24 protein-coding genes and 1 tRNA gene are annotated in these 26,896 nt (G+C 29.7%); 10 read left to right on the forward strand and 15 right to left on the reverse strand.

What is annotated here, in order from left to right:
• Positions 1-2 precede the first annotated feature (2 nt).
• The 3 genes from SJY17_RS04590 to SJY17_RS04600 form a co-directional block, all read right to left on the reverse strand.
• Positions 3-989, reverse strand: a complete 987-nt coding sequence (locus tag SJY17_RS04590) for an acyl-ACP desaturase (RefSeq protein ID WP_397364304.1) — start codon at positions 987-989, stop codon at positions 3-5.
• Positions 990-993: 4 nt separating this feature from the next.
• The gene (locus SJY17_RS04595) at positions 994-1,731 is read right to left on the reverse strand and encodes a lysophospholipid acyltransferase family protein (RefSeq protein ID WP_397364305.1); all 738 of its coding nucleotides are present in this window, start codon (positions 1,729-1,731) and stop codon (positions 994-996) included.
• Positions 1,732-1,812: 81 nt separating this feature from the next.
• A complete protein-coding gene (locus SJY17_RS04600) occupies positions 1,813-2,223 on the reverse strand; it encodes a BrxA/BrxB family bacilliredoxin (protein ID WP_397364306.1) in 411 nt (136 codons plus the stop codon).
• Between the two features lie 295 nt (positions 2,224-2,518).
• Between SJY17_RS04600 and SJY17_RS04605 the strand changes: the two genes are divergently transcribed.
• From SJY17_RS04605 to SJY17_RS04615, 3 genes are all read left to right on the forward strand, one after another.
• Positions 2,519-3,328, forward strand: coding sequence for a TerB family tellurite resistance protein (locus SJY17_RS04605; protein ID WP_397364307.1), 810 nt, complete (start codon positions 2,519-2,521; stop codon positions 3,326-3,328).
• A 151-nt stretch (positions 3,329-3,479) separates the two neighbouring features.
• On the forward strand, positions 3,480-4,022 hold the full coding sequence (locus SJY17_RS04610; RefSeq protein WP_397364308.1) for an RNA polymerase sigma factor: 543 nt from the start codon (positions 3,480-3,482) through the stop codon (positions 4,020-4,022).
• Between the two features lie 11 nt (positions 4,023-4,033).
• Entirely contained in the window at positions 4,034-6,064 is a 2,031-nt protein-coding gene (locus tag SJY17_RS04615) for a hypothetical protein (RefSeq protein WP_397364309.1), read from the forward strand.
• Between the two features lie 3 nt (positions 6,065-6,067).
• Here the strand turns inward: SJY17_RS04615 and SJY17_RS04620 are convergent, their stop codons facing one another.
• From SJY17_RS04620 to SJY17_RS04640, 5 genes are all read right to left on the reverse strand, one after another.
• Positions 6,068-7,228: a metal ABC transporter permease gene (locus tag SJY17_RS04620; protein WP_397364310.1), complete on the reverse strand. Its 1,161-nt coding sequence runs from the start codon at positions 7,226-7,228 to the stop codon at positions 6,068-6,070.
• Positions 7,221-8,348, reverse strand: a complete 1,128-nt coding sequence (locus tag SJY17_RS04625; protein WP_397364311.1) for a metal ABC transporter permease — start codon at positions 8,346-8,348, stop codon at positions 7,221-7,223. The genes SJY17_RS04620 and SJY17_RS04625 overlap by 8 nt, the downstream gene beginning before the upstream one ends.
• Positions 8,349-8,668: 320 nt before the next feature.
• On the reverse strand, positions 8,669-9,436 hold the full coding sequence (locus SJY17_RS04630; protein WP_397364312.1) for a metal ABC transporter ATP-binding protein: 768 nt from the start codon (positions 9,434-9,436) through the stop codon (positions 8,669-8,671).
• A 253-nt stretch (positions 9,437-9,689) separates the two neighbouring features.
• Complete coding sequence (locus tag SJY17_RS04635) at positions 9,690-10,601, reverse strand: metal ABC transporter solute-binding protein, Zn/Mn family (protein ID WP_397364313.1); 912 nt, start codon at positions 10,599-10,601, stop codon at positions 9,690-9,692.
• A gap of 4 nt (positions 10,602-10,605) precedes the next feature.
• Entirely contained in the window at positions 10,606-11,262 is a 657-nt protein-coding gene (locus SJY17_RS04640) for a metal-dependent transcriptional regulator (protein WP_397364314.1), read from the reverse strand.
• Positions 11,263-11,573: 311 nt separating this feature from the next.
• On the opposite strand from SJY17_RS04640, the gene SJY17_RS04645 reads away from it, so the two are divergent.
• Positions 11,574-11,816: a hypothetical protein gene (locus SJY17_RS04645; RefSeq protein ID WP_397364315.1), complete on the forward strand. Its 243-nt coding sequence runs from the start codon at positions 11,574-11,576 to the stop codon at positions 11,814-11,816.
• A gap of 129 nt (positions 11,817-11,945) precedes the next feature.
• Here the strand turns inward: SJY17_RS04645 and feoB are convergent, their stop codons facing one another.
• The 3 genes from feoB to SJY17_RS04660 all read right to left on the reverse strand — a co-directional run bounded on the left by feoB (position 11,946) and on the right by SJY17_RS04660 (position 15,022).
• On the reverse strand, positions 11,946-14,045 hold the full coding sequence (gene feoB, locus SJY17_RS04650; RefSeq protein WP_397364316.1) for a ferrous iron transport protein B: 2,100 nt from the start codon (positions 14,043-14,045) through the stop codon (positions 11,946-11,948).
• Positions 14,042-14,275, reverse strand: coding sequence for a ferrous iron transport protein A (locus SJY17_RS04655; protein WP_397364317.1), 234 nt, complete (start codon positions 14,273-14,275; stop codon positions 14,042-14,044). The genes feoB and SJY17_RS04655 overlap by 4 nt, the downstream gene beginning before the upstream one ends.
• 72 nt (positions 14,276-14,347) lie before the next feature.
• On the reverse strand, positions 14,348-15,022 hold the full coding sequence (locus tag SJY17_RS04660; protein WP_397364319.1) for an SCO family protein: 675 nt from the start codon (positions 15,020-15,022) through the stop codon (positions 14,348-14,350).
• A 171-nt stretch (positions 15,023-15,193) separates the two neighbouring features.
• Between SJY17_RS04660 and rseP the strand changes: the two genes are divergently transcribed.
• Complete coding sequence (rseP, locus tag SJY17_RS04665) at positions 15,194-16,537, forward strand: RIP metalloprotease RseP (protein ID WP_397364320.1); 1,344 nt, start codon at positions 15,194-15,196, stop codon at positions 16,535-16,537.
• 69 nt (positions 16,538-16,606) lie between these two features.
• Positions 16,607-16,680 (forward strand) — tRNA-Asn (locus SJY17_RS04670).
• 85 nt (positions 16,681-16,765) lie between these two features.
• Here the strand turns inward: SJY17_RS04670 and SJY17_RS04675 are convergent.
• The 3 genes from SJY17_RS04675 to SJY17_RS04685 form a co-directional block, all read right to left on the reverse strand.
• On the reverse strand, positions 16,766-19,483 hold the full coding sequence (locus SJY17_RS04675) for a CHAT domain-containing protein (RefSeq protein WP_397364321.1): 2,718 nt from the start codon (positions 19,481-19,483) through the stop codon (positions 16,766-16,768).
• Between the two features lie 167 nt (positions 19,484-19,650).
• Positions 19,651-20,916 (reverse strand): S8 family serine peptidase, encoded by a 1,266-nt coding sequence (locus SJY17_RS04680; protein WP_397364322.1) that lies wholly within the window; start codon positions 20,914-20,916, stop codon positions 19,651-19,653.
• Between the two features lie 82 nt (positions 20,917-20,998).
• Positions 20,999-23,353 carry a T9SS type A sorting domain-containing protein gene (locus SJY17_RS04685; RefSeq protein WP_397364323.1) on the reverse strand — a complete coding sequence of 785 codons (2,355 nt, stop codon included), beginning with the start codon at positions 23,351-23,353 and terminating at the stop codon, positions 20,999-21,001.
• A gap of 164 nt (positions 23,354-23,517) precedes the next feature.
• On the opposite strand from SJY17_RS04685, the gene SJY17_RS04690 reads away from it, so the two are divergent.
• The 3 genes from SJY17_RS04690 to SJY17_RS04700 are packed head-to-tail and all read left to right on the forward strand — an operon-like array spanning position 23,518 to position 25,260.
• A complete protein-coding gene (locus SJY17_RS04690) occupies positions 23,518-24,063 on the forward strand; it encodes an RNA polymerase sigma factor (protein WP_397364324.1) in 546 nt (181 codons plus the stop codon).
• A gap of 2 nt (positions 24,064-24,065) precedes the next feature.
• Positions 24,066-24,875 carry a tetratricopeptide repeat protein gene (locus SJY17_RS04695; RefSeq protein WP_397364325.1) on the forward strand — a complete coding sequence of 270 codons (810 nt, stop codon included), beginning with the start codon at positions 24,066-24,068 and terminating at the stop codon, positions 24,873-24,875.
• Between the two features lie 46 nt (positions 24,876-24,921).
• On the forward strand, positions 24,922-25,260 hold the full coding sequence (locus SJY17_RS04700) for a TfoX/Sxy family protein (protein WP_397364326.1): 339 nt from the start codon (positions 24,922-24,924) through the stop codon (positions 25,258-25,260).
• 3 nt (positions 25,261-25,263) lie between these two features.
• Here SJY17_RS04700 and SJY17_RS04705 read toward each other — a convergent pair whose 3' ends face one another.
• Entirely contained in the window at positions 25,264-26,214 is a 951-nt protein-coding gene (locus SJY17_RS04705) for an NAD-dependent epimerase/dehydratase family protein (protein WP_397364327.1), read from the reverse strand.
• Positions 26,215-26,373: 159 nt separating this feature from the next.
• On the opposite strand from SJY17_RS04705, the gene SJY17_RS04710 reads away from it, so the two are divergent.
• Positions 26,374-26,895 carry a hypothetical protein gene (locus tag SJY17_RS04710; protein WP_397364328.1) on the forward strand — a complete coding sequence of 174 codons (522 nt, stop codon included), beginning with the start codon at positions 26,374-26,376 and terminating at the stop codon, positions 26,893-26,895.
• The last annotated feature ends 1 nt before the right edge of the window (position 26,896 follow it).

Below are 26,896 nucleotides of genomic sequence, written 5' to 3' on the forward strand. Positions count from 1 at the left end.
TATTACAATTTAGCAGGTTCAACCCATTTAAACTGGAACGAATTTTCTGGAATTACAAGGCGTTCTGCTAGACGTGTCATTCTTGCAGGAAGCTTCATTAAATAATCTCTTGCCTTTTCTGCCTCATCAGTTAGGTTGGTGATTTTATCAATTTCCCAACGTTTAATAAGCTTATCTAAAATATCTACATAATCCAAAGAAGTATACACACCAATACGTTGTGCTGTATTAGAAAACTCTTCAAAAGCAGTTCCTATTTTTTCTCCCGACTGTCTTAAAAAATGAGCAGGCATTGTAATTTTTTGTTTTATCATATAATGAAAGGCCATCATCATTTGACTTGGATCAACTTTAAAAATACGCTCCACAAAATCACAGTAGGCATGATGGTGTCTCATCTCGTCACCAGCAATAATTTTACACATTCTACCCAATTGCTTATTACCATTAGTTTTTGCAATTTTTGCTACTCTGTTATGAGATACATAAGTTGCTAGCTCTTGAAAACTAGTATATACAAAGTTTTTATATGGATCACGACCAGTACCAATATCAAAACCATCAGCAATAAGATGCTGTGTGGTTTTTTCAATCTCCTTCATATTAACACGACCAGAAAGATAAAGGTATTTATTTAGCACATCTCCATGTCTGTTTTCTTCTGCTGTCCAATGTCTAATCCATTTAGACCAACCATTATTTTCTTTTTGACCAATACCTTCAACATCTAAAAGCCAAGATTCGTATGTTGGTAGTGCTTCTTCAGTAATCATATCGCCAACTAAAACAACCCAAAAATCATAAGGTAATTCTTTAGATAATTCTCTAATTTCTTTTACTTCTTCTAAAAAGTTATCACTCTCAGAATTTGGTAAAAAATCTGTTGGTTGCCATATAGTTTCAGCAGGTATTAAATATTTTTTGATTAAAGACTCTACGTCTTTCTCCAAAAATTTCATGACTTCTAATCTTACATTTTTTAATGACATAGGTTTAAGTTTTAATACTGTTTTTAATAGTAGTTTCTATATGATAAAGTAAAGCTTCAGTCGTATCAAAATCACTTGATTTAACTGGCTTATGAGCTGTAAAAGTAATTTTATTACCTATTCCTAAAGGAAATTTACCATAGCGTAAATTTTTCCAAGAATTATTAATCGTTACAGGTATAATGACTGCACTAGGTATATGTTTTATAAGTGTTTCAAGACCTTTTGTATGGAAGGGTTTAGGCTTTCCGTCTCTGCTTCTTGTACCTTCAGGAAATATAACTGCTGCACGATTAGTAGATTCTATATAATCTGCAAATTTTCTAATTGCAACAATTGCTTGTCTTGGATTTTTTCTGTCAATTAAAGCAGATCCACCATGCCTTAAATTATAAGACACACTTGGTATGCCTTTACCTAATTCTTTTTTACTTACAAACTTAACATGATGCTTCCTAAAATACCACATTATTGGTGGTATGTCTGCCATACTTTGGTGATTAGATACAATAATTACTGGTTGAGAATTATCTAATGTGTAAGGGTTAATAAATTGATGACTAGAACCTAACAGGTTAATGCATCGCATTAAAAAGAATTGTAAAAGATCCACACTTTTTTTATGTGCTTTATATCCAAGGACATTAAAACAAAACCATTGGATTGGATGAAAAATAAGTAAACTTAACCCAAAAAAAAGGTAGTAAATACAAGTTAAAGGATAGGCTAAAAGCTTTCTCATTGTTAGTTAAGGATTAATATTTCAAAAATAAAAAAACCACGATAAAAATCGTGGTTTAATATAAATACTTTTAAAAGCTTTCTAGCAATGCTCGTTATAAGCATCAATAAGATTTTCAGCAATTAATTCTGCTGGTCTACCTTCAATATGGTGACGCTCTAACATGTGTACTAATTCTCCGTTTTTAAATAAAGCCATACTTGGCGAGCTTGGAGGAAAAGGTACCATGTGTGCTCTTGCTTGATTAACCGCTTCTTTATCAACACCTGCAAAAACCGTTACAATATTTGTCGGTTTTTTAGCATTAGCTAAGCTCATTGTAGCTCCTGGTCTTGCATTAGCAGCTGCACAACCACAAACCGAATTTACAACAACCAAAGTTGTTCCTTCTTTTGCAAGTGCTACATTTACTGCTTCTGCTGTATGTAATTCTTCAAAACCTACGTTAGTTAAGTCCTCACGCATTGGTTTTACTAATTCTGCTGGATACATATTTTTGTAATTTTTTATTTATAAATCTATCTGTTACAAAGATAATCAAAAACCATGCAAATATTGTTTTGGCGTTACCTTATAACACTTATGGTGTCATAAGGTCAGGCTATCACTACTCGCTCTCTTCGAGGAGCTTAAACAAACCGTTCAATTGCGAAGCAATCACGATTTCTTTAAAATAGCATGCATGAGTAATCCTTAACGCATTAATCCGCCAATATCAGTAACAAAAGTAATTTTAAGTATACTAACAAAGTAGTATATTTACTTTTTTAAAATTAGAATAAAATTTATGGCTGGATTAAAATGGATAGGTGCAACTTTAGGATGGTCTTTAGGAGGTCCAATAGGAGCAATAATAGGATTAGCAATTGGTAGTCTTGGAGATGCTATGTCTGGAAAAGGAGGCTTTTTGTTAGGAGACGGAAACCCAAAAGGTCAACAAAGACAACAACAAAGACGACAACCACAATACAGAACCAGACCAAACTACAGAACTCAACAACAAAGACGTGCGCAAACCACATCTGGAGATTTTGAAGTTAGTTTATTAATATTAGCATCTGTAATAATTAAAGCAGATGGTGTACAAGACCAACGCGAGCTGGATTATGTACGTAACAAGTTTGTAGAGCTTTACGGAAAAGACAGAGCAAACAAAGCCTTTAAACTATTTAAAAACATAAGTAAGCAAACCATTTCTACAAGAGATGTTTGTGGACAGATCCAGCAAATGATGGATCATGCAGCACGTTTACAACTGTTACATTTTTTGTTTGGGATAGCAAAAGCAGATGGAATGGTTACAGACGATGAAGAAGCAGAAGTCCACAGAATATCAAACTACTTGGGTATTAGTAGTCGTGATTACACAAGTATAAAAGCCATGTTTTATAACAGTAGTGATAATGCCTATAAAATCTTAGAAATAGAAAAAACAGCCACTACAGATCAGATTAAAAGAGCGTATCGTAAAATGGCTAAAAAATATCATCCAGATCGTGTAGAACATTTAGGCGAAGAACATAAAAAAGGCGCAGAAGATAAGTTTAAGCAAGTTCAAAAAGCTTACGAGTTTTTGCAAAAGGAAAGACGATTTTAGAGTTTAGCTGTAGTGCTCAGTAGCTTACTCAAAATATTTCTTAGTTAGTTTATCATTCTAGCGAAAGAAGGAATCCATTATTAATTAAAATTAATTTTAAAATAATAGGAGACCTTTTTCAATTTTGACCATTAAAGAATAAAGATAATATATGAGCGATCAAAAAATATTAGAATTCTTTAAAACAGGTCAACGTGACAAAGCGTTTAAACAATTATATAAACTCTATCCTAAAATAGAGAAATTAATCCTATCCAAAGGAGGAAAAAAAGCAGATGCATCAGACGTTTTTCAAGAAGCATTAATTATCTTAAATCGAAATTTAGAAAAAACAGATTTTAAATTAACAGCGTCGTTTTACACCTATTTATATTCCGTATCCAGATTTGTATGGAAAGACATGCAAAACAAGTTTTCTAGTCAAGAACTACAGGACTTAAAAGCTGACGATGTCAAATTATTTCAGCATGTTTTAGAAGAAAAAAAATACCAGTTTGCCGAGCATGCGTTTACGCAATTAGGAGCAAGATGTCAACAATTATTACAACTGTTTTATCACAGCAAAAAGTCTTTTAAAGACATTGCCAATGAGATGCAATTTAAATCTGAAAAAATTGCAAAAAACCAGAAGTATAAGTGCTTAAAAAAAGCAAAAGACATCTTTAAAGAATCGTACCAATCTATTCAATCTTAATTACAGCAATCATGGAAAATCATATCTTACAAATAGAATTAATCAATCAATATATAAACGGACAACTTTTAGAATCCGATAGACAAAATTTTGAAAATCAATTACAATCAAACCCAGAATTTAATACACTTTACCAAGAGCAATTGACGTTTTTAGAAGGCTTAAAACGTGTGCAATTAAAAGTAGAAATTGCTTCTGCAAAAACCAGTTTTATTCAATTAAAATGGATTAAAATCATTGGTTTAATAAGTGTTGTTGCTTTAGTTTCAATCTTAGCTTATAACTTGCTTTTAAAAACAGAAACAACTCCAAATTTAGAACATGAAAATCAAAATTTAATTGAAACTAATATAGATTCAATTCCTAATAATAATAAAGTAGAAACCTTAAAACAAATTGATAGTTCAAAAAAGAAATTTGTAGTCGTAAAAAGAGTAGTAAAAAGCATAGAAATAGATAGTTTAACTAATCTATATGGAGGAATAACTGTTGTAAAGGATACTATTATAATTGAAAAATTAGGACATTTCACTAAACAAGAATTTGAAAAAAACTTTCCAATCTATAAGCATATTCACCCAAAAAACGATTCTATTATTATTAACATTCAAAAAGTTGAAAGAAGATTTGGATCTACTGAAACTGTTGTAAGTTCTAATACAAGTACTAAAAAACTTGAAAAAATTACTAAAACAAAATTCATTAACGAGGAGTTATCATCATTTTACAATTCAGTAAAAAAACAACCAGAAACAAAAACGATTAATAACGAAAAAGAAACGACTATAACGTTTAAAGAAGGAACCATTTTAACCATTCCAGCAAAATGTTTTGTAGATGCTAAAGGAAAATTAGCAAGAGGTAATATTAATATAGAAGTTACAGAGTATTATCAACTATCTGATATGTTATTAGCTAATTTGACCACAAAATCTGATTATAAACAATTGGAAACTGGAGGCATGTTGTTTGTAAAAGCCAATAAAAAAGGTAAAGAACTAAAGTTGAAAACGGGAAGTACAATCAAATATATATTTTCTTCAAATAAGAGTAAAAAAAGAGATATGCAACTCTTTTTAGGTCAACAAAATAAAGATGGAGTTAATTGGGTTTTAGATAATCAAGTAGAGCCAAAGATAATAACCGCAGAAGTCCATGAAGTTAGATTTTCAGAAGAGGAAATAGTAGAAGTGCCAATAAACATTATAGAAGAAGTACCTGTGTTTCCTGGTTGTGATACTGGTACAAATACAGAAAAAAAACAATGTTTTGATCAAGCACTTTCAAAACTAATCTCGAAAAACTTTAATACTAGTTTAGCTGAAGACTTAAATTTAACAGGAAAACATAAAATTAGAACCTCATTTAAAATTGATACAAATGGAGAAGTAGTAGATATTCAAGCAAGAGCTGCTAATACTGAGTTAGCCAATGAAGCTATAAGAGTTTTAAAATTAATACCAAAACTAAAACCAGGGACACAACGTGGTCAAACAGTTATTGTTCCTTATTGGTTGCCTATTAATTTTACTGTAGATGGTAGCACAAAAAATAATCTAAATCTTATCACTGTAAAGGATAAAACATCTTTTGAAAAAAAGTTTGAAGCACAATTAAAAAATAGAGACACTGTAAATAGTACTTCAACAAATGTTATTACTGCTAAATCGGTTTCTAGGTATGCGTTTTATGGCTCTAAATTAGGTTGGATTAATTGCGATCGATTTATTAGAAGCAATAAAAACGCAATAAAATTTAAACTAAAAATTAAGGATGCAAATGGAGCAGATGTCAAAATGGTATTTAAATCCTATAACTCTATTCTGCCAAGTAAAAGGAATAATGATAACTACGATTTTGGTACTGTAGCTATAAATGAAGAAGTTATTTTAGTAGCAATAAAGATGATTGATGATAAATTGTTTTTAGGCATTAAAAATGCTACAACTAAACAAATATCAGAGCTTAAATTTGATTTTAAAGAAGTGAGTTTAGACCAATTAAAATCTGAATTGCAAAAATTGAATCCTAATTTTGATTAGCTATTAACCCCTAAACAAAAAGAAATCGTCTTTCATGTCTTCTATTTGAGCATCTTCATTAGTAATGATATAATCAATAGCTTTAGAGGTAAAGGTGTCTCCTTTTTCGGTTAAGGACACCACATTATTATCAATAACAATCATGTTGTTTTTTTGAGCTAATTCTAAAACCGTTTTAGCTCTTACTTTTTGCCAATTAATGTGCTCTCGAAGATGATTTACATGACGTTCTTCAACTTCGTTATGGTTTTTTAAATGTAGCAAAAAGGTTAGTAAACTAACTTCTGTACGTTGTTGTTTTTCGCGATACATGACTGCAATAATACCTTTGCTTGGCGCAAATAAATACACAGATAAAAACAATAACCCAAGCATAGTAGTAATAGATCCAGCAATTGATGCGTCTAATAAATGCGCTAGCCAATACCCAGAAATTGCACTAAATACTCCAAAAAATATGGCTAAGCCAAGCATTTTTTTTAGATTGGTGGTTAGTAGATATGCGGTTGCTGCTGGAGCAATCATTAAAGCGACTACTAGAATGGCTCCTACTGCATCAAAAGCACCAACTGTAGTCACAGATGACACTGTCATTAATCCGTAATGTATAATTGCTGGAGAAAACCCTAATGAAGCTGCTAAACCTTTATCAAACGTGCTTATTTTAAGTTCTTTAAAAAAGGCAATTAATAATGTAATTGTAATTAATAAAATGATACCAATAATCCATAAGGATTTTGGGCCAATATCTATTCCAGAAACTAGTAGTCTGTCAAAAGGCGCTAAAGCTAATTCTCCAACCAAAACAGCATCCACGTCTAAATGGATATCGTTAGCGTTTTTGGCAATTAAAATAACACCAACACTAAACAATGCAGGAAACACTAATCCAATTGCAGTGTCTTCTTTTACTAAGCCAGTTTTTTGGATATACTCAACCAAAACAACAGTTATAATTCCTGTAAAAGCAGCTAAAACAATTAGTAATGGCGAATTTAAATCTTGTGTTATAAAAAAGCCAATGACAATTCCTGGTAATATAGAATGGCTTATAGCATCGCTTATCATTGCCATTTTACGAAGCACTAAAAAAGTACCTGGAATAGCACAAGCAATTGCTACTAAGCTGGCAATAAGCTGTATTTCTATTTGTGCACTATTCATTATCTGTGTTTTGTTTAGTGTATAAATTTGAAGCAGTTTTAAAACCAGTTTTGGTTAAACTCCACATATTTCCATTCAATATAACGTAGTTTTTTTCTACTAACTGCTGAAGGGTTTTACGTGTAAATCCTTGAAAATTATTAAGTAATTTAATAGCATGAGGATGCGAAATATCTTCATGTGTTTCGGCAATTTGATGCATAAAAGCTAGTGTTTTATGAAGTTCTAAATCGCGTCTATTTTTTAAAAAGCGTATTTGTTTAAATAGTAACCCACGACTTGGCGAAAACACAAACGAAAACACAACAAATACTGAAGCTACTAAAACAATGACTGGTCCTGTTGATAGATTGGTTTGACTTGCACTTATTGCAGTACCAAAAACACCAGAAAAAGCTCCAAATATAGCAGCTAAAAACACCATTTTTGATAAACTATTGGTCCATTGTCTTGCTGCAGCTGCAGGAGCAAGAAGCATCGCACTCATTAATACAACACCTACGGTTTGCAACCCTAATACGATTGCTAATACAATAAAACTAGTAATTAAAACGTCAATAAGTTTAGTGTTAAAACCCAAGGTTTTTGTGTAATCTGCATCAAACAATAATATTTTAAACTCTTTCCAAAACAGCAACAAAACAAATAAGCACAAACCTGTTACAATTGCCATTAGCCAGACATCACTCTCAACTAAAGTGGCAGCTTGACCAAATAAATACTTGTCTAATCCAGCTTGATTAGCATTGGGCTGTTTTTGTATAAAAGTGAGTAACAACATTCCAAATCCAAAAAATAAGGACAAGATTAATCCTAAAGCAGTATCGCTTTTTAAATGTGTTTTTTTGACGATACCTCTAATCCAAAAGGTGCCAATCAATCCGCTAACTAAAGCACCTAAAAGTAACGTGTTGCTGTCTTTTGCTCCAGTTATTAAAAAGGCAATTGCTATTCCTGGTAAAGCTGCATGCGAGATTGCATCACCAAGCAGGCTTTGTTTTCTAAGCACTGCAAAACTACCTAACATACCAGTTGCAGCTCCAAGAATTGCTGTGCCTAGAGTGATGGTTCTTAATGTGTAGTCTGTAAAGACTAATTTAAAATATTCTGTTATGTCCATATTTGTCATTCCTGCAAAAGCAGGAATCTACTTTATTGTTTTTTATTTCATTTACGTTCATTTTGTCTTGATACAAAACGAACCAAAAAATCATATCAAAATTAGGAAATTGCTAAAGCATCACTCGTTTTCGGAATTTCGTGCTTAAAGCTTCGCTTTGCATCTACATTCCTTCACTCATTATTTCTTAATTTTGAATCTTCCGACTTTGTCGGAATTCCAAGTTCAATTAATAATCTGTTTTCAGTTTATATATTCATCTATATGTAAATTAAACTCGAGTAAGGACTGCCAACTGCGACTGAACACTGCCAACTATACTACTCTTGTATACTTACTTTATAATTAATTCCGTAAGTCTTAGTTAAATTATCGTCATTAAAAATATCCTTTACAGGACCAGTTGCAATTTTCTTCACATTTAAAAAGGTAACCCAATCAAAATATTCTGGAACGGTTTGTAAATCATGATGAACAACTATTACTGTTTTTCCAGATTTACGTAATTCTTTTAAAATATTAATAATAGCAATTTCTGTGGTTGCGTCAACACCTTGAAAAGGCTCGTCCATAAAGTAAATGGATGCATTTTGTACTAATGCACGTGCTAAAAATATACGTTGTTGTTGTCCTCCTGATAGTTGACTAATTTGTCTACCTTTAAAAGATAGCATTCCTACTTTTTCAAGTGCTTCTAAAGCTGCTTTTTTTTGTTTCTGTCCTGGTCGTTTAATCCATCCTAAACTACCATAAGTTCCCATAGTTACAACATCTAAAGCAGTGGTTGGAAAATCCCAATCGACACTTCCTTTTTGTGGTACGTATGCGACTAGTTGACGTTGTTTTTCATAAGGTTTGTCATAAATAGTAACACTTCCTGCAATGGGTTTTAAAATACCTAATATAGCTTTGATAAGCGTAGATTTTCCTGCTCCATTTGGTCCAACAATAGCCATTAAAACGCCTTCAGGGATTTCTAAATCGATATCCCAAAGGACTGGTTTGTAGTTATATGCTACTGTTAGGTCGTCTACTTTTACTGCTATAACTCCTGAGGAAGCAGGAGTCTTACTTCTTTTGTTACTCATGGTTTTTAATTTATTCTTTATTCATTTTTTGCTTATCCAAAAAACGAATCAAAAAAAGTCATCCAAGCCAAGGATTTTTTCAGTTTTTAAAACTGAAAACCAATTTAAAAACTTCGCGTCGAACTGCGTTCTCCTATTTTTCGAAGCTTTTCTTCATTTATTCTTCGCCTTGGCGCTCAATTCTGCTAATTGATCTGGGACTTTTACTTTACTATCTTTTGTTTTAATCTCAAATATTTTTTCATTTTACTAACTAACGTAGCGCGTTAACAATAGTGTTTACATTATATTCAAACATGCCAATATAAGTACCTTCAATTGTTCCTGCACTTCCTAATGCATCAGAATATAGTGTTCCTCCAATTTTAACGTCGTGTCCTTTAGATTTTACTGCTTCTTGTAAGGCTTCAATGGTACGTTTTGGTACAGAACTTTCTACAAAAATGGCTTTTACTTGTTTTTCTATGATAAAGTTAGCTAAATTTTGTACATCTTTTACTCCTGCTTCTGTAGCTGTCGATAAGCCCTGTAAACCTACAACTTCAAACCCGTAATTTTTTCCAAAATAATTAAAAGCATCATGTGCAGTTACCAAGATTCGTTTTTCTTTTGGTAAGGTTTTAATAGTTGCGTTTACTGTGTTTTGAAGACTATCTAATTTAGCTAAAAATATAGTTTCGTTTGATTTGTAATAGGTTGCATTTGCTTTGTCTTTTTCAGTTAAAGTAGTAGTTACCTTCTTTGCAAACTGTTTAAAATAATTAATATTAAACCATACATGTGGATCATAATTTGAAGCAAAATAATCTGATCCAATTAAAGTGGATTTGTCAATGACCTCTCCTAAGGCTATTGGTGTTTTAGTGCTACTTCCCATTTTTTCAAAAACCTCCACAAGTTTTCCTTCTAGGTGTAAACCATTATAAAAAATGATGTCTGCATTTACTAACTTGGTGACATCTCCTTCACTTGCTTTATATAGGTGTGGATCAACACCACTTCCCATTAACCCATTAATATTAATGGAATCTCCACCAATATTTCTTACTAAATCGGTAATCATAGTTGTTGAGGTAACAATGTTAAGTTTACCGTTTTCTTTTTTATTGTTTTTACAACTAAAAATTGTTGTGATAGCTAGTAATATAAGTATGTTTTTTTTCATGTTTTTAGACTTCATTTACATAAATAATTTTTGTAAAATCTTGATTTAAAAGAATTGTATTATTGTTTATAGTTATTTGTGTCATTTTATTATTACTAAATTGTTTAATTATGGAAATTTTATTTCCATATTTTAAACCGTTTAACGCACAAAAATCAAAAAACTCCTTGTCATCACTCATTAATCTAGAGATGATATATGTTTTGTTTTCTGCTGCTTTTGATAAAGAAATAGAAGCGTCTTTAGTCGTTATTTCTCCATTTTCATTTGGGATTGGGTCTCCATGAGGATCAAATTTAGGATTGCCTAAAAAAGCACTAATTGTATTGGCTAAAAAATCTGAGGTTTCATGCTCTAATAGTTCTGCTTCACGATGTATTTCATGTAAAGACATATCAAATGTTTTGTGTAAAAAAGCTTCCCAAAGTCTATGCTTTCGTATTACTTTTAAGGCTAATTTTTCGCCTTCCTTAGTCAATTTTAAGGCTTTATACTTTTTGTAATTAATTAAGTTTTTTGAAGCTAAATTTTTAGCCATGTCTGTTGCTGCAGCGTTTGATATACCTAGTAACTTAGCTATATTTCCAGGCTTAGTGTCTGTAATATCATTATTTTTATTCTTGTAAATAGCTTTTACAAAATTTTCTGTTGCAACTGACATTTTAAATAACTTTAATAAATTTTTAAGTTAGCTTAAAAATTTTTCAAATATAACTAAAATTTTGAATACGTTAACATTATGGTACACTTTTAGTAAGTATATTGTTATCAAAATAAATTAAGATGAAATACTTGTTTTTATTATTTGCCTTTTGTTTTACTTTAGTTGTTAATGCTTAGGATAGTACTTTAGTAAAAGTTGAAGCGCCAAAAATTGTTAATCAATTACAAATAGGTAATAGTTTTACGATTGATGATGTAACTATTACTTTTATTAAAGTTATTAGGGATTCTAGGTGTCCAAAAAATGTCATGTGTGTTTGGGCTGGTGAAGCTGAGGTACTTGTTAGTATTTCTAAAAAAGGTGAAAAAAGCGAAGAAAAAATTGTTAAAATAGCTGCAATCACACAATTGTCACCTCTGTTTTTGTCTAGTGATCTTAAAATATCTGCTTATAATTTGTTGCCTTATCCTGATGGGATAGAAAAGGAATCTGATGTAAATTATAGTTTACAGCTAACGTTTAAGGAAATAACTAAATCTGATAAAGATTAATGACAGCCACAATCATCTGTTCCACAAGATTTTTTTGATTTTGTTTTAACAAAATATTTTTTCCACAGAAAAAACAAAGCAAATCCTAAGGTTATAAAAACAAGTGTGTTTTGAATAATTGTGTTCATTTTACTTCAAAAATTGATAAGCAATTAAAGCAGTAATATAAGCAATTGCAGTCATAATTACTAATTGTAGGATTGGCCATTTCCATGTGTTAGTTTCCTTTTTTACAATAGCTAGCGTACTCATACATTGCATTGCAAATGCGTAAAATAGTAATAAACTAATTCCAGAAGCTAAAGTAAATAATTTGCCACCAGTAATTGGGTTAGTCTCTTTTGCCATTCTATTGGTAATAGTATCTACATCGTCATTTCCAACACTGTAAATAGTTGCTAAAGTCCCAACAAAAACCTCGCGTGCAGCAAAACTACTAACAATTGCAATTCCAATTTTCCAGTCGTATCCTAAAGGCCTAATTACAGGTTCTATTGCATGTCCTGCAATTCCAATAAAAGAATGTTCTAGTTTATGTGAGGCTATTTTTTGAGCTAGTTCTTCTTCATTTAATTGTTGCGAAGCGTATTCTGTTTTAATAATATCTTCTGCATTATTAAATTGTTCTCCAGGTCCATAAGAAGCTAAAAACCAAAGTACAATAGAGATTGCTAATATAATTTTACCTGCTCCAAAAATAAATGACTTAGTTTTTTCTAATACAGTTAAAGCTACATTTTTAAACATTGGTAATTTGTAGTTTGGCATTTCTACTACAAAAAAAGTCTTGCTTTTTATTTTTAAAATTTTATTTAAAATATAAGCAGAGAAAATAGCTGCTAAAAACCCTATTAAGTACAATAACATTAAAGTTAATGCTTGATAACTTAATCCTAAAAAACGCCCTTCAGGAATCACCAAAGCTATGATAATTAAGTAGACTGGTAATCTTGCAGAACAGGTTGTAAAAGGGGTTACTAATATGGTAATTAAACGTTCTTTCCAGCTTTCAATATTTCTAGTTGCCATAATGGCTGGAATAGCACAAGCAGTACCAGATATTAGGGGTACAATACTTTTACCACTAAGCCCAAAACGACGCATGATTCTGTCCATTAAAAACACAACACGACTCATATAACCACTCTCTTCTAAAACAGCTATAAAAAGGAATAAAAAAGCGATTTGTGGAATAAAAATAACTATTCCTCCTAATCCAGAAATAATTCCTTCTGCTAATAAATTAGTAAAAACGCCTGCTGGTAATGTGTTTTTAACCCAATCGCTTAAGTTAGAAAAAAGACCGTCTATAAGATCCATTGGTACAGTTGACCAATCATAAATAGCTTGAAAAATAGTTAGCAAAATCAAAAAGAAAATAGCGTATCCCCAAACTTTATGGGTTAAAACACGATCAAATTTTGTGCGTAAATCTTTGGCTTGAGACGCATCAATAGTTTGTCCTTTTTTAAGTGTATTGTTTATAAATTGGTAGCGTTTTATGGTTTCTTTTTGCTGTAGACGTTTTAGATCGCTTTTGGATTTTGTTTTAAAACTAGCAATAGCTTCAACTTGGTTTCTGTCTGTTTTACCAAAGTTTACATCTTGTGTTATTACTAACCAAAGTTTATATAATAACTGGTTTGGGAACGCTTTTCTTAGTTTGTTAAAATACTCTTTATCAATTTCTGAAGCATTTAAACAAGGTGTAGTTGAAATATCTTTATAGTTGGAAATTAATTGTTTTAAGTTATCAATCCCCTCTTTTTTTCTAGTACTGACAACTGCAATTTTAGTTTTTAACTCTTGTTCTAAATGTATAATATCTAAAGAGATCCCTTTATATTTCATTCTGTCTGCCATATTAATGACTAAAATGGTTGGGATTTCTAAATCTTTAATTTGGGTAAATAGTAATAGATTTCTTTTTAAGTTTTCTACATCACTAACAACTACTGCAACATCAGGAAAGTCTTTGTCGTTTTTATTAAGTAGTAATTCTATGACCACGTTTTCATCTAAAGAAGATGCATTTAAACTATAAGTACCAGGTAAATCTATAATATGGGCTTTGACACCTCTAGGTAGTTTACAAATACCTTCTTTTTTTTCGACGGTAATTCCTGGGTAATTCCCAACTTTTTGATTAAGACCAGTTAAGGCGTTAAACACAGATGTTTTTCCTGTGTTTGGGTTTCCAATTAAAGCAATATTTATTTGCTTACTCATATCTCTTCTTTTTCAATAATTATATGAATAGCTGTTTCTTTTCTAATTGCTAAATGGCTTCCATTAATGTTAAGATACATTGGGTCTGCAAAAGGTGCAACTTGTACTAGTTTGACGTTGTTGCCTGGTAAACATCCCATTTCTAGGAGTTTAAGCGGGATTTCTTCTGAGGAAACATCAATTATTATTGCAATTTCTCCACGTTTTAAAGTGTCAAGTGTATGGCTCAAGCTTATTTAGATTGATTTTAAAGAAGCAAAAGTAATAGAAATAATTTATCTAAAAAAATAGAACGGATAAAACTATTCTTGATACTCTTTTTTTAACTTTTTAATATCGTTTAGTAATTTAGTGATTTCTTCTTTTTTAGTACCATCATAATAACCTCTAATTTGCTTTTGTTTATCAATAAGCATAAAGTTTTCTGTATGTACCATTCCGTAGTCGTCTGGCATTCCATTGTCTTTAACAGCTAAATAACTTTTTCTGGCTAAACGATATATTTGACCTTTATCTCCTGTTACTAAATTCCACTTAGTGTCAATAACCCCTTTTTTAACTGCATATTTTTTAAGTCGATCTACAGTATCAATATCTGGAGTTACCGAGTGTGATAATAGCATAATTTCTGGATCGTTTTTAATTTCTTTTTGGATAATTGCCATATTGTCTGTCATTATTGGGCAAATGGTTTGACAAGTTGTAAAAAAGAAATCAGCAACGTAGATTTTGTCTTTGTAATGGTCTTGGGTAATAGTTTTTCCGTTTTGATTAGTTAAACTAAAATTTGCAATTTTATGATATTTTTTTTGATGTTGGATAGTACTATCTACTAACTCTGTTGTAACCATTGCTGGCTGATAGATAGGTAAAGGTTTTTCAACCTTTAAAATATTATAAAAAATAGAAATTATAATTATTGATATAATACCAAATACAATAGCAAACAGTTTGTATTCTTTAAAAAAAGACAACATTATCAATCAGTTTTAGTGTTATCCTGCAAAAATACAATGAAATGTTTAGCCTATCTTATGATATAGCTCATAAAATTTGTTAATTATTTAGTAAGCATTAGTGTTATTACTTTTTAAACTAAGTCTAAATACTTACTTTTGGGCGATTATTAAAAAGAATAGAAACACTACATGGAGTTTGTTATAAAAATTGGACAGTTCTTATTAAGTCTGTCATTATTAATTGTTTTGCACGAATTAGGACATTTTATTCCTGCTAAAGCATTTAAAACAAGAGTCGAAAAATTTTATTTATTTTTTGATGTAAAATATTCATTATTCAAAAAGAAAATTGGAGAAACCGTTTATGGTATAGGTTGGTTGCCACTTGGAGGTTATGTAAAAATAGCCGGAATGATTGATGAAAGTATGGATAAAGAGCAAATGGCTAAACCACCACAACCATGGGAGTTTAGATCTAAACCAGCTTGGCAACGTTTAATTATTATGTTAGGTGGTGTTTTTGTCAATTTTGTATTAGCATATCTTATATATGTAGTATTATCTTTTGCTTATGGAGATACAGATATTACTTTAAAAAGCATGAAAGATGGGTATCAGATTGACAATCCATTATTAAATGATTTAGGTTTTAAGACTGGAGATAAAATAATTGCATTAGATGATGTAAAAGTAAAAAGTCATCGAGATGTTATTAAAGGATTAGTAGAAACAGAGAAATACACAATAGATAGAAATGGCGAAGAGGTAACCATACAGCTACCTGTAGATTTTTTAGGACAATTAACGTCTAGAAAAGTCAAAGGAAAACTATTTAAAGTTAGACATCCTTTTATGGTTGGAGAGATCAAAGATACAATGGTTAACAAAGGGATTGATTTAAAAGAAGGAGATGTGTTATTATCTATTGACGGTAAAGACCTGAAGTATTATGATCAATTTGAACCACGCATGTTAACTTATAAAAACCAAACTGTAAACTCTGTATTTTTAAGAGGTAATGATACTATTACAAGACAATTAAAAGTGGATAGCGAAGGATTTGTAGGTATTGTACCAATGAAAAATCCTAAAAGGTTTGAAGAGTTAGGATATTATGACATTACACTTAAAGAATATACCTTTTTAGAAAGTTTTGGAGGAGGTAAAGATAAGTTTGTAGAACAAGTATCAAGTTATTGGGGACAATTAGGTAAAATATTTAATCCAAGCACTGGAGCCTATAAAGGTGTTGGTGGATTTAAAGCTATTTACGATGTTTTTCCAAGTACTTGGAATTGGGCAGACTTTTGGAATTTAACTGCATTTTTATCAATTATGTTAGGGGTTTTAAATTTATTGCCAATACCAGCTTTAGATGGTGGACACGTCATGTTTTTATTATTTGAAATGGTCTCTGGTCGTAAGCCTAGCGAGAAGTTTTTAGAAAACGCACAACTTGTAGGATTTATAATTTTATTAGCTTTAGTGTTATTTGCAAACGGTAATGACATATTTAAAGCAGTTTTTAATTAAAAAAATTAAAAATTGCTTTGCAGAAAATAAAAAACAATTTATATTTGCGCTCGCAACAGCGAAAAACACTCCTCCTTAGCTCAGTTGGTTAGAGCATCTGACTGTTAATCAGAGGGTCCTTAGTTCGAGCCTAAGAGGAGGAGCAAGTTTGAATAAGCCACTAGAAATAGTGGCTTTTTTTATAGATTGGATTTTAGTTTTTTTTACTTATTGTTTAGTAAGTTGAATCTATTTTTTATAGAAAAACCACTTTACAATTACTATTGTACTAATAAGTGTTATAAGTAGTATAAGCCATATAGGTCTGTTTTTTGGCATAATAGCAGACTCATCTCCTGTTAGTATTACACCACTCCAAAAATATGGAGAAGCTTCACTTGTATTACTATATTTGTTTAAATAAACTAATTTAGCTTCTCTTAAAGCATTAGCTTTTGACAGTCCTAGTTTAATGTTTTTATAAAATTCTGTTATAATTTCATTACTTGATTTTTGGTTTATATCCCATAAAGAAGAAACGACACTTTTTGCTCCAGAATTAGAAAAAGCTCTAGCTATACTCATAATTCCTTCTCCTTTTTTATGTTCACCTTGAGACGTCTTACAAGCATTTAAAACAACTATATCTGCTTGTTTATTGTTAAAATACATATCATTTAACATCAACTTTTTATCATTAAAAGCTATCCAAGGATTATTATCAATAATACCTCCATGAGTTGAAATATGTACAACTTTAGATTTTCCATAGTTATTCAAAAATGTTTCTTTAGTAGCTAGATTATTAATTAATAACTTAGTGTTAAGTAATGTTTCAATTTGATTAACCTCGTCGTCAGATATAATTAAATCTGGAAGAGTTTTATCATTAAATTTAGATGGACTTATGGCAAAAAAATTGTTTTTAAATTTGATTTTTTTATTTAAAGAATTTTTTAATGATGAAAACGAATAAGCATAACTTATATCACAATAATTAATTAAATATGACATATTTAAAGATTCTTTATTATTCAAAACCAGTGGTTCAAAAGGGATTGTTTGAAGTAAACCGTCAGGAATAATAATTACTTTTTTATCAATAAGGATGTTTTTATTTGCTAAGGGTAATAAACTTGAAAAAAGAGAAGCAGATAATTTTTTAAAATCACGACTATCTTCTTGTTTAATGAAGGGTTTGTTAATAGCCTTTTTATATTGATTTAAATCTGAATGAATATTTTTTATGTTTTTTAGTTCATATAATTTGACATCTTCATGACTTAAAAAAACAAGATATCCTTTATTTAAAGTAAATTTATATTGCAAAACGATCTCGTCTTTTTTAAGACTTTCTTGAACCATTTTTTTAGAAAAAACATTAATTTTTTTCTTATAATCATAATATCTTGGTGATATTACTTCTAATGAATCTATAAAATCTGAGTATTTTCGTTTTTTCACAAAAACTTGATTTTTTATACTATCTAGTATTGAAAGGCTTACTTTTTTACTTTTATATTCAGAAAGTATAATTTCAGTTTTATTAATTTCATTTTTTAATTTAAACTCTCTTTCAATTAAGATATTTGGAAGATTAGCTTGTGCTTTTGCATTACTTTCTGTTATGTTTTCAAGAAGTAAAAGAGCTTTGCTTTTTTCAATAAAGTAAAAGACTTTATTAGGCTTGTTTAGTTTATAAGCTGCGTTAATTGCATTAACATATATGTCATTAGCTTGTTTTCTCCAGAATAGTTTTGATAAATCCTCTCTACTTTCAAAATAAATAACATCAATAATTTTATCTGCTATATCGTATATATTTAAAGCTTGCTTTAAATAATTTTCATTATTGTTGGTTTCATTAATTAGTATTAAAACATTTGCTTTATCTATTAAGTAACCTAAAAGATCAATTTTATTGTATAGTACATCTAAATTTTCGATTTTTAAATTTTGTGCATCCAATACCTTTAAAATTGCTTTGTCATAATAGTTTAATGCTTTCTCATAGTTGTTTTCTGTTTTAAATACATCTGCTAGATTATTAAACAAAGAAGCTTCATTTTCTTTATTATTTAATGAATAAGTATAGGCTTCTCTAAAAATGTCTTTAGCTTTAGATAAGCTGTCTTGTTTTTTATACACTATACCAAGATTTATTAAAGATTTAAACACGTTTAATGAATCGTCTAATTTGTAAGATAATTTTAAGGCTGTTTTATAATTAGATTTAGCATTTGAAAAATCATTTGAAAAATCGTAAAAAACTCCTGCATTTAAAGATTTTGCAATAATGTCTTTATCACTAAAAGTATCTATTGAATCAATAATATCTAAAGTTTTGATAATATCATTAGAGTAAAATTTGCTTTCTAATTTTACATAAACTTCTAAAAGGTTAATTAATGTCCTTCCTTCCTGATTAGAATTGTTTAATTCTTTAAAGGTATAGATTGCCTTATTATAATATGAAATTGCTTTTTCAAAATCGCCAATATCGCTGTAGGCATTACCCAAGAACCTGTAAATTTGTCCTAAACGAACCGTTTTTTTAGGATACTTTTTTATATAATTATTACCAGAAGATATCACTTTGTAATAGTCATCATTCTTATAATATAGATTGACTAAATTTTTATCATTTTTAACAAAAAAATCAGATTTTATATTGTGATTAGTTCCAATTGACTGTATTTGAAGAGAACAATCAATGGAGTTTTCTATAGATCCAGTTTTTAAAAAGGCTATAAGAAAAAAGTAATACGTTTTAGCAACTTGATCTGGGTTTTTAAGTTTATTATTTGCTTTAATCCAGTTATCAAACCAAGCTTTTTTTTCTTTAAGAGTTAGTGAATTTGATTGTTCTATTTGATTCCATTCATCAATAAAAACCTTTTCCTTTTGCGCATACACACTAAAAGACCAACAATAAATCAAAAATAAGCATGAAATTTTTAGATACATTTACCTTTGGTGGAGTTTTAAAAACATATTTCATTTCTTTTAAAAATACTGCTTTTTTAAGAATTTAAGTTTAAAATTGAAAACAACTTAAATTTAAAAGAGGGGTTTTAACCCCTCTTTATTGTTTAAACGCAAGATTACCTAAACCTTTATTTAAACTTTAGCTATTAATTATTTAATATATGCTTAGAATATTTGATGTCTTGTAAGTTTTGAGAAAAGACACTGTTCATTATAACTTGGTTTTTTAAAGCTGGTGCTGTCATTCCGTTTTGATAATTTAGAGCACTAAAAAACGAACCATAAGCTGTTGAAAAAGATGTACCATTAACGTAAAATATTTGGTTATTATATGCGAATGGGATATTTTCACTTGCAGCTGCTAAATCCACTGAATTATTACCATAATTAGAAAAGTAAGCTAGATTTGGATTAGAATTTATGAATCCTATTGAAGCTGTTTCTTCTAAACCAGCCATAGCTAAAATATTTTCTGACTCGTAAGATGAAGGATAATGAGGGATTATATCATTATTAAGATATTGGTTTCCAGCAGAGCAAACGACTAAAATAGTGTTTTCAACCTCTTGGATAAACTCTTGAAGTAATTCAAAGTTTTCAGAATACCATCCAAAACTCATATTTACAATTTTTACATTTTCTTTTTTAATAGCGTATTTAAACCCACATAATGCATCAAAATATTTAATGTTTCCATTAGCATTTGCAATTTTTACTGGTAGTATTTGATGTTGGATATTATTGTTTTTAAGATTTGAAGTAATAATATTAGTAACAATTGTACCGTGTTTACCAGGATAATTGTCAAAAGGGTTATTGTTGTTTTCTACAAAATTCCATCCAAATTTTTCTTTGTAATTATTATCGTCACAAGCATCAGGTCCACTATTGTATAAAAAAGGAGACGTAAAACCATTATAATTGTAATCAACTCCTGTATCTAGTACTGCAACAGTAATACCAGTATTAGATTGGACAATTTTTGTGATAGCAGTATCTAATATTCCAGTTTGTGATGCAGATATAAATTGATCTTGTTGGATAGATATTGTATTATTTAAACCAACACTTTCAATTTCTTCATCAACTTTAGCAGTTTCTTTTTTTTCTTCAATATTTATATTTCCAGAATTTCCGCTAGAAAAAACCCACAACTCTAGATTTTCGTCTGCACATTTACATTGTTTATAATTTTCTACTCCATATTCTATTCGTTTTTGTTGTTTTTCTATATCTGTGGTTCCATCTGGATATAAAATAATTAATTCATTATAACCGGAATTATTAAAGCCTTTATTTTGTTGATTTGTAGTTTTTGTATTATTAATATCTTCTATATATATAGAATCTTTTTGACAACTATTGACAAATAATATTATTACTGCCAAAAGTAGTTTTGCTATTTTTTTCATGTCTTTAAGTTTAAATTAATTTTGTCTAGGTAAATAAAAATTCCGGTCTGGTAAAACAGACCGGAATTCTCTTGCTTAATGTTTATTCTATTATTACTCTTTTGGTAATAGGTCCTTCATTTGTTTTAAAGTTAAAGAAATATAATCCACTAGGTAAATTTAATTGTAAATCTAAGCTTAGAATTGTATTTTCTGTTTTAACGTTTTTAATTGTTTTAATTAAAGTACCATCAAATTTATATACATTTAATTCTATATCAGAATCATCAGATAATTCAACTTTGACAGTCATTTTACCTTGATTTGGATTAGGATAAATAGAGACTTTATCTTTTACTCCACCACCATCATTATTTATTTGACTAGGTAAATGACATGATTGATTTGATACAGGTGATAATGAACCATCTGCACAAACTGCAGTTACTTGCCATACAAAACAACGACTTTGTAAGTTAGATGATAATGTAAAAAATGTATTTGTTGTAGACTGTGGAGCTATTGATACACCTGTTATACAACATTTTATTTTTATTTGACTTGGAGAGCTTATAATGTAAGAAACAGCACCAGGTACTGGGTCCCAACTTAATGTTGCTCCATTATTTTGAAGATTAGTTGGTGCAGTTACTGTACAATCGTCTTTACACTCATATATGATTTCATCAGTATATGTACAAGTATCTATACCGTTAGATGCTGGTACAACAACAGTTACTGAATACGTCGTATTTATTTCTCCCCAACGAATATTTTGATTAGTGTAGAGCCCATCACTCCAAGTTATTGACGTAAAATTTGTCACTAAATTGCCATTACCATCAACTACTCTAATAATGAAAAGACCACTTTCACAAGGATCACAATCTTCTGCAGAACCACCACCTTTAAATGCATTTAGATAGTTTGAATACTTATCATAAGTCTTCTTATCTAATGTTGATTTTCTACTTTGCAATTGCGCTTCTAAAGCTGCAATATCTTGGCTAGTAGGACATTCGTAAGCCTCTAATTGAATATCATCTTCACAACAGATTAACTTGTATTCTAAGTTATAGATACAACCATCTGGCATTGTTAATGTTAAGAACCAATGATCAAATTCAGCTGCTATTACAATATCATTACTACTATTAGCACCAGTTGTGGTATTAGTCCAGCTAAATGTGGCACCATCTAAAATGGTTATTATATTTCCGTCTTTACCCTTTACCTTTAATGGAAAAGAATCTAAAGCACAAGGGTCTTCGCAATATGGAATAATTACTGGGTCATCTATGCAACAGTCTCTGTCTAATGCAATTCTAGTTTCTCTCCAATCACAATGATCTTCCCAAATACCATGTTTTATGAAATAAAATTTATTAGGATCTAAATCTGTAAATGTTACAGTAGTTAATCCTGGTGGTTGCCATGAGTATTGACTATCTATTAAAGCTATAATATCATTTCCATTTGTAGAACCTTCTACACTAGTTTCCCATAATTCCCATCCTTGATTTTGATTTTGGTCTAAGGTTGTTGCTATAACATCGTATACACCATCATGGCAATAGTAATCTAAAGTAAAGTTTGTATCAATATCGTCACAGCATTCAGGCCCAAAAACAATTGTATGTGTTAATTCATAAATGATAAATTCAGATTGTCCATTTACTGTATGAATAATAAACACATTAAAGGTATAAGTTCCTTCATTTTCAAATTCATGTGTCAATGGATCTCCAGTTTGGTTAAATAAATCCGTAATATCATTACCATTACTATCAATAATTTCAACAAAAAACTCTTCAATATTCAAATTAGAGTTAATACTTATTGTCGCTAAACCACAATCATCACTTATTTCTACAATTGGCTTACCTACTCTTATATCGTCAACTACGATATAATTACCAACACCTCCATGACATGTTCCTGTTGCAGTACAAGCAACAAAAGATAGCTCTTCATAATCAACAACACTTGGATCTAAAATAATACTAATATCTTCACAAACATCACTACTATTTGGTCCAGCTTGTCCAACAACATCCCAATTAAATTGACCTGCATGTCTACCAACAACCTTTACAACACCATTAGATGCTCCATTAGAAGAGCGGTTAACTGTTAGGTCTATTGTAAAGCCATTAGTTGAATTTAACCCAAAGAATGGGTTAGTAGTCCTAATTGAAGAACCTGGAGCTCCTGAAGTAGACACTAAATATATAGAGTTATTGCCACTACAAACAAGATTTGGATCACAGTTTATGTTTTTTAATGGTACAACACCTTGAACAATATCTTCCCACCATCCATTTACACAAGACATTTGTCCATTATTTGGGTCGGTACAATCATTAACACATGATGTGTTTTCAAATCCGATATTAGGAAACTCTTGACCGTACGTTAAGTTTCCTATTAGGAATAGAATAAAAATAATTTTTTTCATAATTAAAAGGTTTATTTGATTAGTTCCTACTCTATTATATTTAGGCTTTTCGGATGTCACCTATTTTTAATTAATTCATAATTAAGAGTAAAACCTTAAATTTTGTTACCCATTAATTTTAAATTATCTTCACTTACTAATTAACCACCAACTAAAAAACCTATATGCAAAACGATGATTTTATTCGTCTGTTTTTAAAAGGAGACCAAAAAACACTTAATAGTATTTATAAAAATTCGTTTCAGTACGTTAAGCATTATATTACTAGTAGAGATGGTACAGAAAAGGATGCCGAAGATGTGTTTCATAACGCTTTAATTATTTTGTACGTAAAACTTAAAGCCAAAGAAATTAAGGTGCAATCCTTTAATAATTACTTTTTTACGGTTTGTAAAAACTTATGGAAAAGAGAAAATTCTAAAAAAAGGGTAACAAATATAGATACAATACCTCTAGTTAGTGAAGAGCTTGATTTAGCAGCCTTTTATTTAGAGCATAGCCAATGGGAATTGTATAAAGAAAAATTTGAACTTCTGTCATCCCAATGTAAAGAGATATTGAAAATGGTTTTTGAAAAAAAATCGTATAAAGAAATTGTAAAAAAGTATGATTACTCATCTCAATTAGTAGCTAGACAACGTGTTTTTAAATGCAAAACCAAGCTTACACAATTAATAAAAAAAGATAATAGATTTTCCAAATTAAAATAAAAATGGAATTAGATAACAATGCCTACAAACAGATTTATAATTATCTCAATAATGAGATGACAAATGAGGAGTTGCTGACTTTTGAAAACAAGTTATTGAATGATATTGAATTAAAAGATACCGTTACTATCCTAAAGAAAATGGAAGTTATTTATAGTCCTGATGATTGGTTGCTTTTTAATAAGGACTCTAATAAACTTAAAGAAGCTGTTACTTTATTTAGAAACAATGACATAAATATTTTTTCAGAAAAAGTAAGAAAATCTGAAATTGAGTTCAAGAAAAAACATAATCAGTCTAAATCTTTAAAACGAATTTTAATTTACGCATCTTCAATAGCTGCAATAGGTTTAATCTTTTTTTCTGGATATTTGTTTAAAGAACAAAAATCCACCCAAGACTTATACTCTTCTTACTATACAACTAATGACCTTCCATCTTTTTCGTTAAAAAATGATGAAATTAATCAACTAGCTAATGCTGAGAATTTATTTAAAGCAAAAAAATATGATCAAGCTATAAGTTTATTTGAATCTATTGAAGAAAATAGTCAAAATCAAAATCCAAGTCTTAAATTATATTTAGCATTAACTAACTCTGAGCTTAAAAGATATGATCAAGCTCTAGAGTATTTAGAAGAACTAGAACATAGCAATACATTAGATCAACATAAGTCTTATTGGTTTAGAGCTCTTATTTATTTAAAACAAGGAAATAGAGATAAAGCCATTCTAGCCTTGAAATTAATTGCTCAGAATAAAAATTATTTTAATTACCAAAAAGCCATCAATTTACTTGAAGAATTAGATTAATATATTCTAAAAATCAATGGTTATTATTTAATAAAAATATCAAATCATGGCTTATAGTGACTACTTGGTTGATCGTGTTAGAAAAAGGCTTGAAAAGGCAAATCTAACTGACGAAAAGAAAATGATGGGTGGATTAATTTTTATGGTAAACCATAAAATGTGTATTGGAATAGATATTGACAAAAAAACAAATCTTGATAGATTGATGGTAAGAATAGGTAGGATTGAACACGATAATCTTATTTTTAGAAAAGGAAGTACCAATATGGACTTTACAGGCAAAGTCATGAGAGGTTTTTTATTTATTACTCCAGATGGATTTGATGCAGAAACAGATTTAGATTTTTGGGTAACAAAAGCATTAGAGTTTAATTCTAAATTGTAGCTATTACTTCGTTTTAGAGACTAGGTTGCTTAACATATCTTTAGTTATACCATCCAAATCAAATTGGTGTTTCCAATCCCAATCTTTTCTTGCTTTGGTATCATCAATACTACTTGGCCAAGAGTTAGCAATATCTTGTCTAAAATCTGGTTTATAAGAAATTTCAAATTCTGGAATTTGTTTTTTTATAGACGCAGCAATTTGTTTAGGTGTAAAACTAATTCCGGATAAATTATAAGACGATCTAATTTTTACTTTTTCAGCATCAGCAGACATTAAATTAACTGTAGCTTTAATAGCATCTTCCATATACATCATTGGAAGTGCAGTGTTTTCGCTTAAAAAGCATTCGTATTTTTTATGTTTTATTGCTTCATGATAGATTTCTACAGCATAATCTGTTGTACCTCCTCCTGGTAATGTTTTCCAACTAATAATTCCTGGATAGCGTAAACTTCTTACATCTACACCATATTTTTCATGATAATATTCACACCAACGCTCTCCAACTTGTTTAGTAATTCCATAAACGGTTGTTGGTTCCATAGTAGTATGCTGAGGTGTGTTTTCTGTTGGAGTTGTAGGTCCAAAAACAGCAATACTTGATGGCCAGAATACTTTTTTAATAGCTTTAGCTTTAGCTAAATTTAAAATATGAAATAGAGATTGCATATTTAAATCCCAAGCTTTCATAGGATATTTTTCTCCTGTAGCACTTAATATTGCTGCCATAAGATAGATAGTGTCTATATCATGTTTTTCGCAGCATATTTTTATTGAAGCATAATCCATAGCATCAATAATCTCAAAAGTACCAGAATTTACAAGCTCTAAATTGTTATAATTTAAATCACTAGCTATTACATTTTGTTGACCATAAATTGACCTTAACTTATAAGTAAGTTCAGAACCAATTTGACCACCTGCACCAATAATTAATATTTTTTTACTCATTTTTTTGAATTATGCATAAAATATGTGTTCAAAAGTAATAACATTTTGAGAATTTATCAATTAAATTTTTATAATAGTAAAAGATAAACAATTTTAAGTTTTGGGAAAATTTAACTCTTTAAACTAATATATTTGTGTATCAAACATTTAGTATTTATTATGAGATTTTTTAAGTTTTTATTATTTATAACATTATTATTTACCGCTTGTAAAAATGATACAACAAATACAAACCAAGAAGTTAAAAGTAAAGTTTCAGATTCTTTAAAATTAACCCCAAAAGAAGTTTCTAAGATTAATTTTAAAGACATTGGTTTAGACTCAAAAACTAATACAGTAATATCTAACTGGCAAGCGTATTTAAATATTGTAAATGGTATAGAGAATCTTAAAACTGCAGACTTTACTTTTTTTAATACAGATATAGATGTGTTTAATTCATCTCTAAAAGATTTTGAAAACACAATTCCAGAAGCTATTAATTCTGAGCCTGTTAAAGCAAGAGTACTAGTTTTAAAAACAATGCTGTATAAATTTCATGAAATTGAAAGTTTAATTACAAGTACTAAAAACGAAAAATTACAATCTATACAAGACGTTTTTGTGGCGCTTTCTAATTTAAATTTACAAATCAATAAGAAGGTAGAAAAAGATAGTCAAGTTATTATAAAACCCTATTAAG

Origin of the sequence: Olleya sp. R77988, from assembly GCF_044594215.1 — a bacterium.
Classification (GTDB): Bacteria; Bacteroidota; Bacteroidia; order Flavobacteriales; family Flavobacteriaceae; genus Olleya.